Below are 14,601 nucleotides of genomic sequence, written 5' to 3' on the forward strand. Positions count from 1 at the left end.
ATAAGTGTCCGTCCGGGAACAATGTGGGCCAAATCAAGCGACTACCGAAGCAGCGTAGTGGCGGCCACCATTCCACCCATCCGCTTCAGCGCAGTGTTGGACCGCCTTCGGTACGAAAAGTCGGGTCCGAAGAAGCCTGAAATTAGGCCGTTTGTTCCCGGACGGACACTAAGCCCCATCGTCTCCGGCCGCCGCCCTTCGCGCTTTTGGGCCTCGGTGCTCCGCGTGTCCGGACAGACCGCCAGGTCCACCCGGCCGCCGCATGGCCGATCCTAGCCGATCCACCGCCGCCAGAACGGCCGGCGGGCCTCGGCCAGCGCCTCCCGCAGCCCTTTGACCTCAGCCTCAGAGGCAGCGGCCCGGATCAAGGCCCCCTCCGCCCGGTCGCGTCCGTCGCATAGACCTTCTCGATGAACGCCCGCTGCCATGGCCGGAGGTGACGGTCAGGGTCTCGCAGAAGGCAATCACCCGGTCAGCCCGGGACGTGCTGGGGTTGGCCGGTTTCCGTGGCGCTGGCACCCCCTTGGGCGGGCGTTGAATGGGACAGTCCCGCGACCGCGCTGGCCCATCAGAACAGCTCGAAATCCGGCTCGTCGGCCGGGCGAATTCTGGACGGGTGGGGGCGACGATCCAAACCCATCCGCTCCGAGCTATCTTTCGGCATGGCCGCCGTCGGGTCATGCCACCAATGCATAGGGTCAAGCGGCGTCCCGGCCGCATCGCAGCCCTTTAGATGCGGCTCAGCGCCGTGGCTGCGCTGTGCGTGATGCACCAGGCACAGACCGCGCAGGTTCGCTAAGTCATCGCCCCCGCCCCGGCTGCGCTCGACGATATGGTCGGCAGCGAAGCTTGGCTGGTAGCACCCGGGACAGGTGCAAATCGGGTCGCGCTGCAGGACTTGCTCGCGCAAATGACGCCATTCCCGGGTGCGGTAGTAGGGATCAACGGGCATCGATCAGCCCCTCGCCTCAATAATGTGCCCGTCAGGCATATTTGCCTTAGATTCGAGACCATGACCATGGGTTGTTGCGTCCTCCATGGTGGGATTCCCTCACTATTGGACCGAGGCGCCCCTCGCCGCAGTAGTGTGGCCCACAGTCATATTTGCCCTACTCACTGGCGCTGCCTCGCCTCCCGGGTCTCGTCCAGCAGCGCCAGCGCCGCCCGGGCCAGCAGCGAGAAGAGCCGGTGGATCTCCTCCGACGGCATGTCCGGCGCGGTCCGGTGGCACGCCTGGATGTGCGCCTGGAGCATGTCCTCCAGCACGTCGGCTTGCGCCTCCGGATCCAGCCCGGCCAGGGCTGCGGCCAGCAGGGCGACGGGGTCGGTAGCGTTCATTGGAACCACGCCGGTGGTCGCATCGCCGCCTCCTTCTTGGTCCGCGTCCCGCACAGGACGCGAAGGCTTATCTCGATATCTGCTTCGGTCATGCCGGCTTCTCGGGCCGTTTGGATGTAGGCCGTCATCGTCAGCACCATCAGTCCGGTTTGTTCATCGGGCGGCAGATCAGCCAGCACGGCGGCGATCAGGGCGGTGGTGTCGGTCGAGATCATTTCACCCAATCCTCCGCTGCCAGAATGGCCGCCGGTCAGCCCTTCGCCAGCATCGCCCAGGCCCGCAGCGCCGCCGCGCACATTGCCAGCGGCCATCGCAACCGCTTTGCACGGTCGGCACTGGACCGAAACCGCCGATGTTTCCTATACGTTCTCCGTGAACCTGCGCGAGCGTGCCATCAAAGCCAATCGCGTCACCTCACGGGAAGCGTTCAATGGGCAGGAGCGGAGTAGGTCATCAGCAGTTCATGAGCCGGAGCAGCCTACCGGCACAATGGTATAGCTGCCTTGCGGCCTTGCAACAGGCCGTAGAAGAGGCACGCAGGCGACGCAAGGACATGCCTCCCGAAATCGCAGCAAGCAACGATGCCCTTGATCTTGCCGCCTTCGCTGATGCGGCGGAGGCTTGGTTAGAGGCGGCACCGGACTACCCGGCTCGCTGAGGTCTACTTATCCAATCCACCGCCGCGGCCGATCCTAGCCGATCCACCGTCGCCAGAACGGCCGGCGGGCTTCGGCCAGCGCCTCCTGCAATCCTTTCGCCTCCTCGGCCGCGATCGCCGCCCAGAGGCATGCGGATGCCGGTTGAACAGATGCTGTGGCTCGACGGGATCTGGCGGGCGACGTTCGGCGGCAGGCGATCGCCTGGGGAAGCTGCAGCAGGATAGGGCCATCTCTCACGACCGTTGCCATGCAGTCACGGTATCGAACGTTGATCGGCCAGCACATAACCTCAACTAGTTGTTTAGTGGAAAATTTTCTACCTCACGGCGTATAGCGGGTGCGCATACGTGCTCATTGCTCTGGTGTGAGGACTGGCTATGCAAAGAAACCATCGCTCTACGCCTCCTGCCAAGGCAGAGGCTGCTACCGCTAAGTACCGATCTATCAAGGCAATGATTGATCACAAGCGCCGTTGCCGTCTGGTTGGCCTGCCCGATAAGGAGGCTCTCAACCGGATGATCTCGGAATTCCATGCCGGCGGTGGCGCGGTAACCACTTGCCCGACCGTCTACGTATTGCCAGTTCAGAATGGCACAGGCCGCACAGGCTGAGCCATCTGAGAGCCTGCAACCGCTGACGCTGTGATCGCTGCGCATCGCCGAGCACCAGCAGCGCACAGGCTGGCTTGACCCCTTCGTCGTGGCGCCGATCGAAGCGACGGTAGAGGAATGGGCGGCAGGCAATGGCGTGCTCTGAGGCACTTGGTCGCCTATGAACTCCGCTATGAGCCTGCCAACGAGCGGGCCATGCTGCTGATGGCCTCCAGCTGCTTTTCGTCTTTGATCGCAGCGAAGTTTTGCATCAGCTCCAACTGCAGACGCTCCCGCGAGGAGAGCTCTTTAGCCTCATCTTGGCCCGATATGCCCTCGAAGAACCATGCGGGATCGGTGGCGAGCGCCCGCGCAATGATAAAGAGGCGGCCTGCGGAAATGCGGTTTAGCCCTCGCTCGTACTTATGTGCCTGCTGGTAGTTCATGCCAATGATGCTGGCCAATTGCTGCAGGGACAGCCCCCTGGCAAGCCGCTGCTCGCGGAGCCTTTGGCCAACATGCTTGTCCACACTGGTGGCGCGTTTGTTGTGCGGTTCGTCATGTGGCACGTCACGGCTCATCGGCAGGCGTCCTAGTTGACGGAAGCCGGCCTAACGCATCTTGCCGAGCTATTCGTTGCAGCGTTCCGCGAGAATAATCTCATTACGTGGATGTGGCGGCAGCATCTGGCCGAGCCGGTTGGGCAAATCAGGTGTTCGAGCGGCACGGCCCGCCAGTGGCCCTGCTCATCTTCAGCCTGCGCCAGCAGTAGCTGGCCGGGTCGGTGATCGTGGCGCGGGTCGAAGTGACGATGGAGGAGTGGATGGCGGCCAAAAGGGTGAGGCTATGAGCACCACCCTGCGCGCCTGAGCCTTGGTCGAGGAGGTCGCCATGGACGCGGTGATGGCGGACCCGGCGATGCGGGAGCACCTGTGCGGGCCGGAGTTGCGGAAGGCGGCGAAGACCCGCGCGGTGCTGTAGCTCGATGGCAGCGTCGGCTGCGCCGAGTTCCGGGCCGCCCCGCAATGGCTTCTGGATAGAGGGTGGCCTAAAGCCCCGCCCGGATCGCGTGCCATTCCTGCTCCGGCGTGCGCCACTCGTGCGGCAGTGGCCCGGGTGACGGCGACGCCTGGCGCGCCCGCTCGGCGCGCTCCCAGGCCCTGATGATGCGCTGCTGCCGTTCCGCCGCCATCTTGCAGGGGAGCGGCAGCGGCGTGTCCCGGCAGACGACCGACACATGCAGGACGCTCAGACCGAACGCATCGCCGATCTGCTCGAGTGTCGCGCCCGTTCGGCGCATGGCCCGCATTCGGACGTCGCGCTGCCGCCTCGAATCGCCTTTTGCGTAGCGGGCCATTGCCACACCTTTGCGCGGCCTTGTTCAGAGAGCGTGCTTTGAACGCATTTTTGAGCCCCAAGTTGGCCCAGGAGTTGGAGAGCGCGCAGGGCTGCGTCAAAATGGCAGAGCGCCGATGTGATGTGGCCAAAAGCCGACCCAGCCTGCGAGCCGTCGCGCGCCATTCGTGGTGAGATAGTGACGGCAGCCCGTGCCGAGGCCACATGCGGGCCATGAGCCTGCCGCCCGACCAGATGCCGCCCGCGAAGCCGAAGATCTCGCCCAAGGAGTGCCGGCGGCGAGATGCCGATCGGCTGGTCATGATCCGGTTGAAGATGGCGATCGGCCGCGAGTTGGATGAGCGGGGCATCACCACCCCTGCCGAGATTGGCGCCGCCCTTGGGATGCCGGCGGCTGAGGCGACAGGCCTGCTGACCCGGAAGCAATGGCGTGAGGGTGCCGTCGAACAGCTCGAGGCTGCGGCGGCAAGGCTGGGAATACAGGCACCGAACCAATAGAGCGCCGTCGCCTGTGATTGCTGCTCGCGAGTCCGTTGCTGCCCGCAATCGATGCATATCAGGCATGATCACCCTGCGGGGCGGGCTAGGAGCCAGGCCTAGCGGCAGATGGTCCTACTCCGTCTGCCTCCCCCGTCCATAATCGCCTTCTGCTCCGGGCGCCGTCTCCAGGTCTAGCTGAACAGCGCCGCTGCTAGTGCGGAACGCTCGCGAACTTGCCCAGCCGGGATGGTGTTGGATGAATGTGCATTGATTCATCCCCACCTCAAGGCCGTCTCGCTCCCAGGCAGGCGGCCTTTTCTTTGCTCGCAGAGCAATTGCCGTAGCGCCGGCTCACCTGATGGGGTGGATGCCCCCTGCTCCGCGGCATCGAGGTGCCATAGCGTGGTTGGCGCTGAGCCTGACCACGAAGGAGAGGAGGCATCCATGGAGAAGGTTACGACAGTCGGCCTCGACCTGGCCAAGAGCGTTTTCCAGGTGCATGGGGTTAATGCGGCAGGCGGGGTGGTAGTGCGGCGCAAGCTCCGCCGGTCAGCCCTGCTGGACTTCTTCGCGGCCCTGCCACCCACGCTCGTCGGCATGGAGGCCTGTGGGGGAGCGCACTATTGGGCGCGCGAGCTCACCCGCCTCGGCCACACGGTCCGGCTCATGCCGCCGGCTTACGTGAAGCCATACGTCAAGCGGGGCAAGACCGACGCAGCAGACGCCGAGGCGATCTGCGAGGCGGTGACACGTCCGACCATGCGCTTTGTGCCGGTCAAGACCGAGGCCCAGCAGGCGAGCCTGGTGGAGCTCAAGGTCCGCGACATGCTGGTGCGCCAGCGCACCCAGACCATCAACGCATTGCGCTCTCATCTTGCCGAGTACGGCATCGTGGCGGCGCAGGGGCGCAAGGTCGCTGAGCTGATCGCGGTAGTCCGCGACGGCGACGATGCCCGGCTGCCCCACTTGGCACGCGAGGCGCTGGGCGAACTGGTGGCGCAGATCGAGGCCCTGGAGGAGCGCATTGAACGGCTTGACCGCCGCATGGTCCGCCATGCGCGAGAGGACGAGACGGCTCGGCGGCTGGCCAGCATCCCCGGCGTTAGGGCGGTCGGCGCGACAGCCCTGGTCGCGATGGTGCCTAATCCACACGGCTTTGCCTCAGCGCGGCACTTCGCGGCATCGCTTGGCCTGACCCCGCAGCCGCACTCGAGCGGCGGCAAGGAGCGCCTGGGCCGGATCTCCCGGCAGCGCAATGCCATGTTGCGCCGGCTCCTGGTCCTCGGCGCCACCAGCCGCCTGCGCTATGCCCGGCGCAACCCGGAGGCGGCGGACTGGGCCACGCGCTTGCTGGCGCGACGGCCCTTTAAGGTCGTGGCCGTGGCGCTGGCCAACAAGATGGCCCGGATCGCGTGGGCCTTGCTGGCCCGGGGAGGGACCTACACAACAACCGCGACCGCCTAGGCGGTCGCGTTCGAGCTCGCCGGGCGCCGCGCCCGGCGGGGGCCAAGGTGCTGAAACGACGATGACAGCGAGAGGCCGGTGAGCCGGTGGCGAGAGAGGCCGTTTATCGCAGTGCGCCCCCAAGCGCGTTCACCTGATTGCCCCTCGTTCCGCGCAGCTCATCAGGGCCCGCGGCCAGGCCGGCCGCATCAGAGGCCGTACACATGACCGCACCCGTGCTCTCGGTGCCAGAGTTGCAGATTCGCCTTGACCCGCAGGGGGCATCCACACATGCGATGCGGAGGGTTATCGCAGGTAATCCCTTACGGGCAGAGAGATGCGAAATCGCAACAGTTGTGATTTGAAATAAGGTGGAGGGTTGGGAACTAATAGGTGCCTAACCAGCCGGCTTCAACGCCGCGCAGTAGAGACCGGCCCCCATGGCGAACCTGCTTCCTGTTTCCGACCGAGCCACGCCTGCAATCGCAATCCAGGTAGCCGGCCTATCTCGCCGTCTGTCTGATACAAGCTGCGGCGCTTGCGATTTTGCTGCCACCACTGCTGACCGTCTGGCTGAGCTGATTGCGAATTTTATTGCAAGGCATGTCCTGCGGCACGGAACAACGTGGGGTCCATTTCCAGCTAAGCTGCCTGCGGGCTATTTAGCTTCCCGAGAGCCGGAAGGGGCTTGTTGCTGCGACTGCATGACCCCGCCTTCGCGGTAGGACAGGCTGGGGCCGGATGGCCCCCTCTCCAAATCTATGCGGCACTTATCGCATGTGACCCTCAGCTGGGCCGATTGGCTTTGCTGCCGGATCCGATCCTTAATGATTTCTCCCGCGGCCGGTCTGAACAGCTGTGTTTGGCCGGAAGCGGACCGGCAGCTTGCAATCGATGATCTGGTGAAACCAGACCTCCACCACTCGCGGAGACTTTGTTGCAGGGGTCGATGGTATGGGCGCATTGAGCCCGCCCCATGTTTCCGGTCACGTGATGCGGACGTAGTTCGGGCGTCCGAGATCCAGCATTCGGTTCAGCACGCCGGCCGCGATGGTCACCTCGGTAGCCTGCCGCCCGTCCGTTTGCGAACGTAGTCCATCGCCAATGACGCGCTTCCAGCGCGAGACATCGGCCTCCACCAGAGCACGAGTGTTGTACCCCGATGCCTGCTGCCATCCCATGCGGCCGCGCTCGGCAATAGATCGCAGATGCGCATCGCGCTGCGTCGGTGTGGTCTCGGCCGCGTCGCTTGACACCGCATTCGCGCGCGGCGGCACGATGACCGCCGCCTTGGGATGGCGCGCCGCAACTTCGGCGTAGACGTCGTCTCTGTCGTACGCGCCATCGCCAGTGAACGACGCTACGGGACCATCGACTTGGTCGAGCAGCGGGCCGACCTGGGATCCGTCGTCGGCATCCCTGTCGGTCAGCGCCGAGGCGACGATGTGGCCAGTGTCGGCGTCGCTGGCGAGGTGCAGCACCCGCCAAGCCCGGCGCCGCTTGCTGCCGTGCTTCTCCTCCAACCACTCGCCCGGGCCACAGAGCTTCAGCCCCGTGCTGTCCACCAGCAGGTGCACCAGCGTACTCCCCGCCTTCGGCCGCGGCACTTCGAGCACCTCGGCCCGGCGGCTCAGGGTGCTATGGTCCGGCACCGGTAAGTCAAGGCCCAGCAGCTGCAGCACGGAGGCGATCAGCCCCTCGGTCTGGCGCAACGCCAGGCGGAACACCGCCCGCAGCGTCAGGGCTGTGGCGATGGCCAGCACGGAGTAGGCGGGTTGCCCGCCCCGGCCGGTGCGTGGTTCGGCCTTCCAGGCCTCCACCGCCTCCGGCGTGAACCACACGGTCAGGCTGCCGCGAGCCCGCAGGCCGGCCTCGTACTCGGCCCAGTTGGTCACCCGGTGCTTCTGCTTTGGAATGTGATGGCGCCGAGCGGCGTTCGCTTTGAACGGCAAGAGGGAGCCCCTGCAGGGTGAAGGGGCCTCGCCCCGGCCTCACCTTACCCGAAGCCACCCAGGCGGGCGACCGATGCAACAAGGTCGCAGGGAGAGGCGGACCGCGACGCATCAATGATCGAGGCCGCGTGGGCAGGGGCCCGAAGATTATGCCGGTTCAGCGGGTCGCGTAGCGGCTCGAGCGGGTCCCCGGCTGGAAGCGTGGAAGGCGGCGCAGGGTGTTAGATCGGCATCAGGGCGAGGCGCGCGGCGAAGCCTGAGGGGATGCTGGGGAGGCCGAGACGGCACCAGGCTGCGAGGATGTGGTGCCTGTTCCGTCCACCAAGGCACCGGATCCGTCCCTCAATTCATTCCCCTGGAGCTGCTAGCCGGCTATATAGCCAGCCGTTGGAGGAGGCCGCCGTGCCGAGTAACTCGCAGAAGCGCGCGATCGAAGAACACCGTCGCCGGCTCACCGAACGCGGCCTCGGCCGCTTCGAAGTCCGAGGGCTCGAGGTCGACAAGGACCTGATCCGCAGCATTGCGCGACGCTTGGCGGCAAACGACGACGCCGCAAGCGCGCTGCGGGCCGAGCTTGCGCGGCGCATTGTCGGCGCCGAACCGCCCCGCCTGGGCAACGTCCTCGCAGCCCTGCGCCGCTCGCCGCTGGTCGGCGCCGATCTTGACCTGGCCCGCGAGGAGACGCTCGGACGCGATCCCGGGTTGTAATGACCGGCTACCTCCTCGACACGAACATTGTCAGCGAGGCCGTGAAGCCTCGCCCGTCCCCTGCTCTGCTGGATTGGCTGGGCACGCAGCCCGACGATGTGCTCCACATCTCCACGCTGACACTCGGCGAGATACGCCGCGGCATACTGGAGAAGGTGCCGGGCCGCCGTCGGCGCGACCTGGAGGCGTGGTTTGCTGGTCCGGAGGGACCGCAGCGCCTGTTCGCCGGCCGGATTTTGCCTTTCGACGAGCGTGCGGCGTTGGAGTGGGCGCGCATCATGGCCGAGGGTACGGCGGCCGGGCGGCCGCGCAGCTCCATCGACATGGTGGTCGCTGCCACAGCTGCCGCGTACGGCCTGACCGTGGCCACCGCAAACGAGCGCCATTTCCGGGACACTGGCGTACCCTGGATCAACCCAATCGCCTGACTTCCGGGCGTCGGGGTTGGCCGTTCGTAGAAGGGCACGCGGCCGTATAGCCTTGGAAAGCGACGCCCTGCGGCGTGGGCACAATCGCATCTGCCAATAGCCGCGCCTGGCCAGAACGCGGCTGCAGTGTGCGCGCCGCTTTGGTGAATTCACCCGCGCCCTGCCAACCTGAAGAAGCCAAAACTCCAAGTAGCAAATTGGGCAGAAAACCGAACCAAAAGCAGCTTCAGCCCCGGGGCTGCACAGCTTGCGCTGATCTGAGCCGTAGTGCTGGGTCGCGGCTACCGGCGCTTCCGAAGCGCTCGGGCAAAGCGTGACCCAGCTTCGACGAAGCCGAGGGCGCGGCCGAAGGCCGGGAGGGAGGGCTCACCCGGAGGAGCCGCCAACTCAAGCGCGTCGCAGCCGGCGCTGCGGGCCGCCTGAGCGGCCGCCTCAACCAGCAATCGGCCGATGCCGCGCCGCCGCTCGCCGGGGCCGACCAGCAGCAGGGTGATCTGCGCCACAGGGCGGGCGGCCTGCATTATCTGGTGCCAGTGCAGCGTGACAAGACCGCTCGGTGGTCCCCACTCGAGCGCTATCAGGGCCGTCCCGCCTCCCAGGCGGAGAGCCTCCAGGCGCCGCCCCAACTCGGGCGCGTCGATCGCCTGATCGGCCTCAGCCAGCAGGACCGACAGGCCTGGCAGATCGGCGCCGGTCGGGGTGCGGATCTCCAGTCCATGGCGCGACCTCAAGACCTCGCTCCCTCGGCCAAGCCTGCTCCCGGTGCGATCGACAGGGATGACCGCTGGCACTGGGTCCGTGTGGTCATGCTACCGCCACGCCCTGCCCAATCTTGGCATGGGCGATGGTCATCGGGCCGAAGGCCCTCTTCCTACTCCAGCGTGACGGTGCCATCGCGGGCCCGCCCGAGCTGGAGCGGCCGCGGCGGTACACCCGCTCCCGCAGCGGCACTGCCCGCTGCGCGATGGCAACGTCCAGTACCACAACGAACTGCGTAGGGATGCCGGTATTCGCTTCAAGGAAATTTTTATCTCTAACCCGTTCAGTTCCTTACCGCTCGAGTCCACGGTTTACGGACTTCTGACAGTTGGAGCAGTAAGCTTTCTCTCCGCAGCAGGCCCAACCTGCAAAGCACGCGGACGCTGACGACAGCCCGGCTTGCCCGGCACGTCAGGTGGCCGCGAACAGCTCCTCCACATCGGCCTCGGTCAACCTCAATGCCCCACCATGCTCCGCCTCCAAAACAGAAACGACCAACGCGCGCTTGCGCTCTTTCAGCACCACCATCTTCTCCTCGATCGTGCCGAGCGTGATCAACCGATGCACGAAGACCCGCTTGTCCTGACCGATCCGGTGAGCACGGTCTGTTGCCTGGTCTTCCACCGCCGGGTTCCACCACGGATCGTAGTGCACCACCGTGTCTGCCGCCGTCAGGTTCAGACCGACGCCGCCGGCCTTCAAGCTGATCAGGAAGACGGGCACCTCGCCGGCCTGAAAGCGGCTCACCGGTGCCGCGCGATCCTTAGTGTCGCCGGTCAGCAGCACGTAGGGAGTACCGATTTTTTGCAGCGCCGCCTCGATCAACGCCAGCATGCTGGTGAATTGGGAGAAGATCAGCACGCGCCGCCCCTCGTCGAGCAATACGCCGAGCAGGTCCAGCAGCCGCTCCAGCTTGGCCGAACCAGCCTTTTGCGCCGACTTCATCGCCAGCAGCCGCGGGTCGCAGCAAGCCTGGCGCAGCTTCAGCAGCGCATCCAGGATGATGATGCCAGAGCGCGCCAAGCCCTTCTCAGCAACGGCCTGCTTGACCCTGGCGTGCATCGACAGCCGGATCGCCTCGTAGACAGCGCGCTGCGGCGCTTCCATCTCTACTGGCTCAGTGATCTCGGTCTTGGGCGGCAACTCGGTCACCACCTCCTCCTTGGTCCGGCGCAGCAGGAAGGGCCGCACGCGGCGGTGCAGCGCAGCTTGTCGCTCCGCGTCACCATGCTTCTCGATTGGTGTGCGGTAACGGCTGCGGAAGCTCCTGGCGCTGCCCAGGAAGCCCGGTGCCAGGAAGTCGAACAGCGACCAGAGCTCGCCCAGGTGGTTCTGCAGCGGCGTGCCGGACAGGCAGAGCCGTTGCCGCGCGCGCAGCTGCAGCGCCTGTCGTGTAGTCTCGGCATTGGGATTTTTGATGGTTTGTGCCTCGTCCAGCACCACCAGATGCCAATCCTGCGTCGTCAGTACCTTCTGGTCCCGCGTCAGCAGCGGGTAGGTCGTGAGCACCAGGTCATGCTCCGCGATCTCGCCGAAGCGGGTCTTCCGGGCCGGCCCGTGCAGCGGCAACACCCGCAGCGCGGGGGCGAAGCGCGCCGCCTCCCGCAGCCAGTTCGGCACCAGGCTGGTCGGGCAGACGATCAGCGCCGGCTGGTCCAGCCGCCCAGCGGCGTGCTCGATGGCAAGGTGCGCCAGGGTCTGTACCGTCTTGCCGAGGCCCATGTCGTCCGCTAGCACCCCACCAAGGCCAGCGCCGCGCAGGAACTGCAGCCAGGCGACACCCTGCGCTTGGTAGGGTCGGAGCGTGCCCATGAAAGTCGCGGGCAGTTCGGCCGGCGGGATCGATCCCGCCGCCGCGCGGAGGTGGGCACCGAGTGCCCGCAGCGCCTCCCCGCCCTGCCAAGCGATGCCAGAACCTTCCTCAAGCTCGGCCAGCTCCGCCGCATCCATCCGGGTAAAGCCAATGCGCCCTGCCCCCGGATCGAGCGCGCCGCCCTCGAAGACCTCCATTAGGGAACAGAGGATCGGCAAGACCTGCTCCCGCGGTAGGGAGAGCAGCCGCCCATCGGGCAGGGGCAGCAGGACCGGACCTTCAGCGAATTCTTCTGGCTCCACCCCGGCGGCGATCAGGTTGAGCAGCACGGGAACGAGATCCACCTGCTGCCCGGCCACCGTTACGCCGAGATGCAGGTCCAGCCAGTCGATGCCGGAGCCTTCCTCCAGCCGTGCTTCCAGCGGACCTTCGGCCTCAACCAGGCGGATCGGGAAGTCGGGGGCGACCTCCACCTCCCAGCCATCCGCCCGCAACGCCGGGACCTCCTCCTGCAGCACAAAGAGCCAGTCGGGGTCGTCCTCCGTCTCGTCGTCCAACAGGAATGCATCGGCGCCGGCTTGGGAGCCGGGCGGCAGCGACATCCCTGCTGCGACGAAACCGATGCCCAGCAGGCGTGCCACCGCGGCGCGCTCCGCCGCTGCGTCACGCCGCAGGCGGTAGAGCCGCCCCTCGCGCGCGACCACGTCCGTGCCGGGCCGCGACGGGGCATAAGCGGCGCGCACGTCATGGGCCACTAGCACCGGCCCATAACGGAAGCCGAGCCGCGCCATGGGAAAGTCCACCTCTGGCCGCAAGAGGCCCTGACCGTAGCCGCGCGTGGCATAGGCTGGCAGCCTGCCGGCGGTGAGCAATAGCCGCGGCACCGGCGGGCCAGGCAGCGTCTCCGGTGGATCGAGCGTCGCCGGCAGCGCCATGGCCGGTGCCGAGAGCCGCCGCCCCAACTCAGCCGCGACCAGGGGCGCTGCCTCGGCCGGGATGGGCGGCGCTAGCAGCAGCCGTGCCGCGACATGCGCCGGCACACCAAGGTCGACCGCGCCCACCTCGCCGCTGGCTGGGTCGGCGTACCAGGGGGCCGGCAAGGCGAGGCCGAGCAGTCCTTCCTCTAACTCCAGCGCGGAGCGCTGGCGTCCATCCGCTTCCAGCCGCCAGGTGAGCCTACCCGACCGCACGGGACCCTCCCGTAGCGGTACGCCGTCCACCGCGGCCCAGCGGGCCCGGCCAGTGGCGATGATTTGGCGCAGAAGATCGGGCGGGTCCGCATCCTTGAGCATCCCCTCAGGCGCATAGCGCAGCACGTCAGTCCGCCGCAGGATCGCCCGGTCCGAGGGGCGCAGGTACCGTGCCGTTCCCGCCTGTGCCTGGACGCCCCTACTGGCACCGTAGCTGCCATCCTTACGCAAGGTGACTGAGAAAGCCGTGACGTTCAGCGAGACCGGCCCCACCGGTCGGGCAAGCGGCGCGACGACGTAGACGACACGCTGTCGGATGTCTGAAGGGTAGGCCTCCGAATCCACCTCATCGATCGCGGCGAGCTGACGCAGCCAGTCAGCGACCTCGGGTGGCAATACCGGCTCGGCCGGGGCCGCGGCGGGCGTGGGCCGCGGGGCGGGACGCGGCACGTCGCCACGTTCGCGCCGGGCAGCGCAGAGCGCCGCTGCGACGTGCTTGCAGTCGAGCCCGACCGGGCAGCTGCAGATGCCGTCGAAATCGGTGCCGCCGTCGCGCCGCGGCTGCAGCGTGATGCGCAGAGTATAGGGCCGCGTTGCCGTGCCTTTCACTTTCGCCTCGATCACGCGCCCGTCCGCAGATACGGAAAGGTGGCGCACCGCGCCGCGCGCTGCATAGGCACGCCCAGCCTCCACTACCGAGCGCGAGAGGGTGCGGAGCATCGCCGCGTCGTCTGGCAGTGAGGGCTGGGCGGAGATCGGCATCGCCGCCATTCTGCCGTTGCTGACGAATGAAGGCTATGCTCGGCCGGTATCAGCTCACGGCTCCGTTAGGGGTGTCGGTCCGAGCAGAAAGCCCCGCTTCGTTGCCGATAGGTCCATCCGCCGCCACCCCGCTAACACGCGCTCTTCGGCATTCTCGCGTGTTCCAAGAGGCTGTCTTATTTCTGAAGACTCTTTGCCGCAACGGCTGGTTGCTTGGGGCGGGCGCGACGTCTCTTCAGGTGGCGGATGCCACCATCCCTGCAGCTGGAGCACGGTGGCGCAGGGCAAGCCAAGCACCCCGGCTCATCAGGAAGAGATCGGACATCATCGCCGGTGCCGAGCCAACGGCGAGGTTGTGGGCGAACCAGGGCACCGAGCTGGCAAGGATCAGGGCGCGGAACCGCGTCTTGTCGGTCTGCCAGCGGCCAAAGCAGGCGATCGCCGTCCCGAGTGCCGCGAAGAGCGAGTGCCAGCCTTCCCAGGACTAGGCCGCAAGCAGCACGACTGGTAGCAGTGCCGCCAGGTAGAGGGAGCGCGCCAGGCGGATGCCTCGGCTGTCCGGCGGACCATCCAGCGCTGCGGAGATGACCGTAAGCAGCATGGTCAGCACGGTCATGCCCGCGGCTGTCCAATGTCCTTGCAGTGCCCAATGCAGGAGAAACCCGGGTGCCGTTGAGATCTGAACCGCGAGCATGGCCCGTCGTGTTCGCGCAAAGGACCAGGTCAAAGAGCCGACGAGGCCCCAAGCGCCACACAGTCCAACCAGCACATCGGCAACCATGTCCCACCGCCCCCACGCCTACCTCGGCGCTCATGCGGCGAGCCCGTATACCACCCCTGATTAACTACTTATGATTGAGAGGGCGGCCCAGTACTTCAAACAATGCTCTGTCGCCCTGGTGTTGCTCGTTCAGGCTCACAACTAGGCCAACGGCCGAGCCAGGGCTGCTTGCCATCGCACCGCCGGCCAACTTGCCCCCGTGCTCCTCCATTCGTTCCGGCCGGGACGGTTCTTTTACAATTGGGGCGGCACTGCCAAGTTGTTCAAGCAGGTGTCGCGCTGGATCGTGCGACTTGATGGCGTGCAGGATCACCCTGCGATCTGGACGCAGGTCTCCTCGCG

The 14,601-nt window shown here is 66.5% G+C and carries 13 protein-coding genes and 1 pseudogene; 4 read left to right on the forward strand and 10 right to left on the reverse strand.

The window, feature by feature from the left end:
• Positions 1–568 precede the first annotated feature (568 nt).
• The 5 genes from BLR02_RS26565 to BLR02_RS26585 all read right to left on the reverse strand — a co-directional run bounded on the left by BLR02_RS26565 (position 569) and on the right by BLR02_RS26585 (position 3,944).
• Complete coding sequence (locus BLR02_RS26565) at positions 569–952, reverse strand: HNH endonuclease (protein WP_090665275.1); 384 nt, start codon at positions 950–952, stop codon at positions 569–571.
• 161 nt (positions 953–1,113) lie between these two features.
• Positions 1,114–1,338 (reverse strand): hypothetical protein, encoded by a 225-nt coding sequence (locus BLR02_RS26570; protein WP_090665276.1) that lies wholly within the window; start codon positions 1,336–1,338, stop codon positions 1,114–1,116.
• Positions 1,335–1,553 (reverse strand): hypothetical protein, encoded by a 219-nt coding sequence (locus BLR02_RS26575; protein ID WP_090665277.1) that lies wholly within the window; start codon positions 1,551–1,553, stop codon positions 1,335–1,337. Before BLR02_RS26575 ends, BLR02_RS26570 begins: the two co-directional genes overlap by 4 nt.
• Before the next feature lie 1,225 nt (positions 1,554–2,778).
• The gene (locus BLR02_RS26580) at positions 2,779–3,168 is read right to left on the reverse strand and encodes a helix-turn-helix domain-containing protein (RefSeq protein ID WP_090665278.1); all 390 of its coding nucleotides are present in this window, start codon (positions 3,166–3,168) and stop codon (positions 2,779–2,781) included.
• Between the two features lie 467 nt (positions 3,169–3,635).
• The gene (locus BLR02_RS26585; protein WP_143018328.1) at positions 3,636–3,944 is read right to left on the reverse strand and encodes a hypothetical protein; all 309 of its coding nucleotides are present in this window, start codon (positions 3,942–3,944) and stop codon (positions 3,636–3,638) included.
• Between the two features lie 212 nt (positions 3,945–4,156).
• Here BLR02_RS26585 and BLR02_RS26590 point away from each other — a divergent pair, with 212 nt between their 5' ends.
• Both BLR02_RS26590 and BLR02_RS26595 read left to right on the forward strand, forming a co-directional pair.
• Positions 4,157–4,441 (forward strand): hypothetical protein, encoded by a 285-nt coding sequence (locus tag BLR02_RS26590; protein ID WP_143018329.1) that lies wholly within the window; start codon positions 4,157–4,159, stop codon positions 4,439–4,441.
• Between the two features lie 426 nt (positions 4,442–4,867).
• A complete protein-coding gene (locus tag BLR02_RS26595) occupies positions 4,868–5,887 on the forward strand; it encodes an IS110 family RNA-guided transposase (RefSeq protein ID WP_090665281.1) in 1,020 nt (339 codons plus the stop codon).
• A 965-nt stretch (positions 5,888–6,852) separates the two neighbouring features.
• Here the strand turns inward: BLR02_RS26595 and BLR02_RS26600 are convergent.
• Entirely contained in the window at positions 6,853–7,818 is a 966-nt protein-coding gene (locus tag BLR02_RS26600) for an IS5 family transposase (RefSeq protein ID WP_090665282.1), read from the reverse strand.
• A 387-nt stretch (positions 7,819–8,205) separates the two neighbouring features.
• Here BLR02_RS26600 and BLR02_RS26605 point away from each other — a divergent pair, with 387 nt between their 5' ends.
• Together BLR02_RS26605 and BLR02_RS26610 are read left to right on the forward strand one after the other, a co-directional pair.
• Positions 8,206–8,526: a hypothetical protein gene (locus tag BLR02_RS26605; RefSeq protein ID WP_245704975.1), complete on the forward strand. Its 321-nt coding sequence runs from the start codon at positions 8,206–8,208 to the stop codon at positions 8,524–8,526.
• A complete protein-coding gene (locus BLR02_RS26610) occupies positions 8,526–8,954 on the forward strand; it encodes a type II toxin-antitoxin system VapC family toxin (protein ID WP_090665283.1) in 429 nt (142 codons plus the stop codon). Before BLR02_RS26605 ends, BLR02_RS26610 begins: the two co-directional genes overlap by 1 nt.
• A gap of 281 nt (positions 8,955–9,235) precedes the next feature.
• Here BLR02_RS26610 and BLR02_RS26615 read toward each other — a convergent pair whose 3' ends face one another.
• From BLR02_RS26615 to BLR02_RS30945, 4 genes and pseudogenes are all read right to left on the reverse strand, one after another.
• On the reverse strand, positions 9,236–9,685 hold the full coding sequence (locus tag BLR02_RS26615) for a GNAT family N-acetyltransferase (protein ID WP_090665284.1): 450 nt from the start codon (positions 9,683–9,685) through the stop codon (positions 9,236–9,238).
• 439 nt (positions 9,686–10,124) lie between these two features.
• Positions 10,125–13,478 (reverse strand): DEAD/DEAH box helicase, encoded by a 3,354-nt coding sequence (locus BLR02_RS26620; protein ID WP_176849851.1) that lies wholly within the window; start codon positions 13,476–13,478, stop codon positions 10,125–10,127.
• Between the two features lie 235 nt (positions 13,479–13,713).
• Positions 13,714–13,947, reverse strand: a pseudogene (locus tag BLR02_RS31175) (YgjV family protein); the annotation flags it as partial.
• A gap of 15 nt (positions 13,948–13,962) precedes the next feature.
• On the reverse strand, positions 13,963–14,094 hold the full coding sequence (locus BLR02_RS30945; RefSeq protein ID WP_281201330.1) for a hypothetical protein: 132 nt from the start codon (positions 14,092–14,094) through the stop codon (positions 13,963–13,965).
• Positions 14,095–14,601: the final 507 nt, after the last annotated feature.

Source organism: Belnapia rosea (genome assembly GCF_900101615.1).
In the GTDB taxonomy this organism is placed as follows: Bacteria; Pseudomonadota; Alphaproteobacteria; order Acetobacterales; family Acetobacteraceae; genus Belnapia; species Belnapia rosea.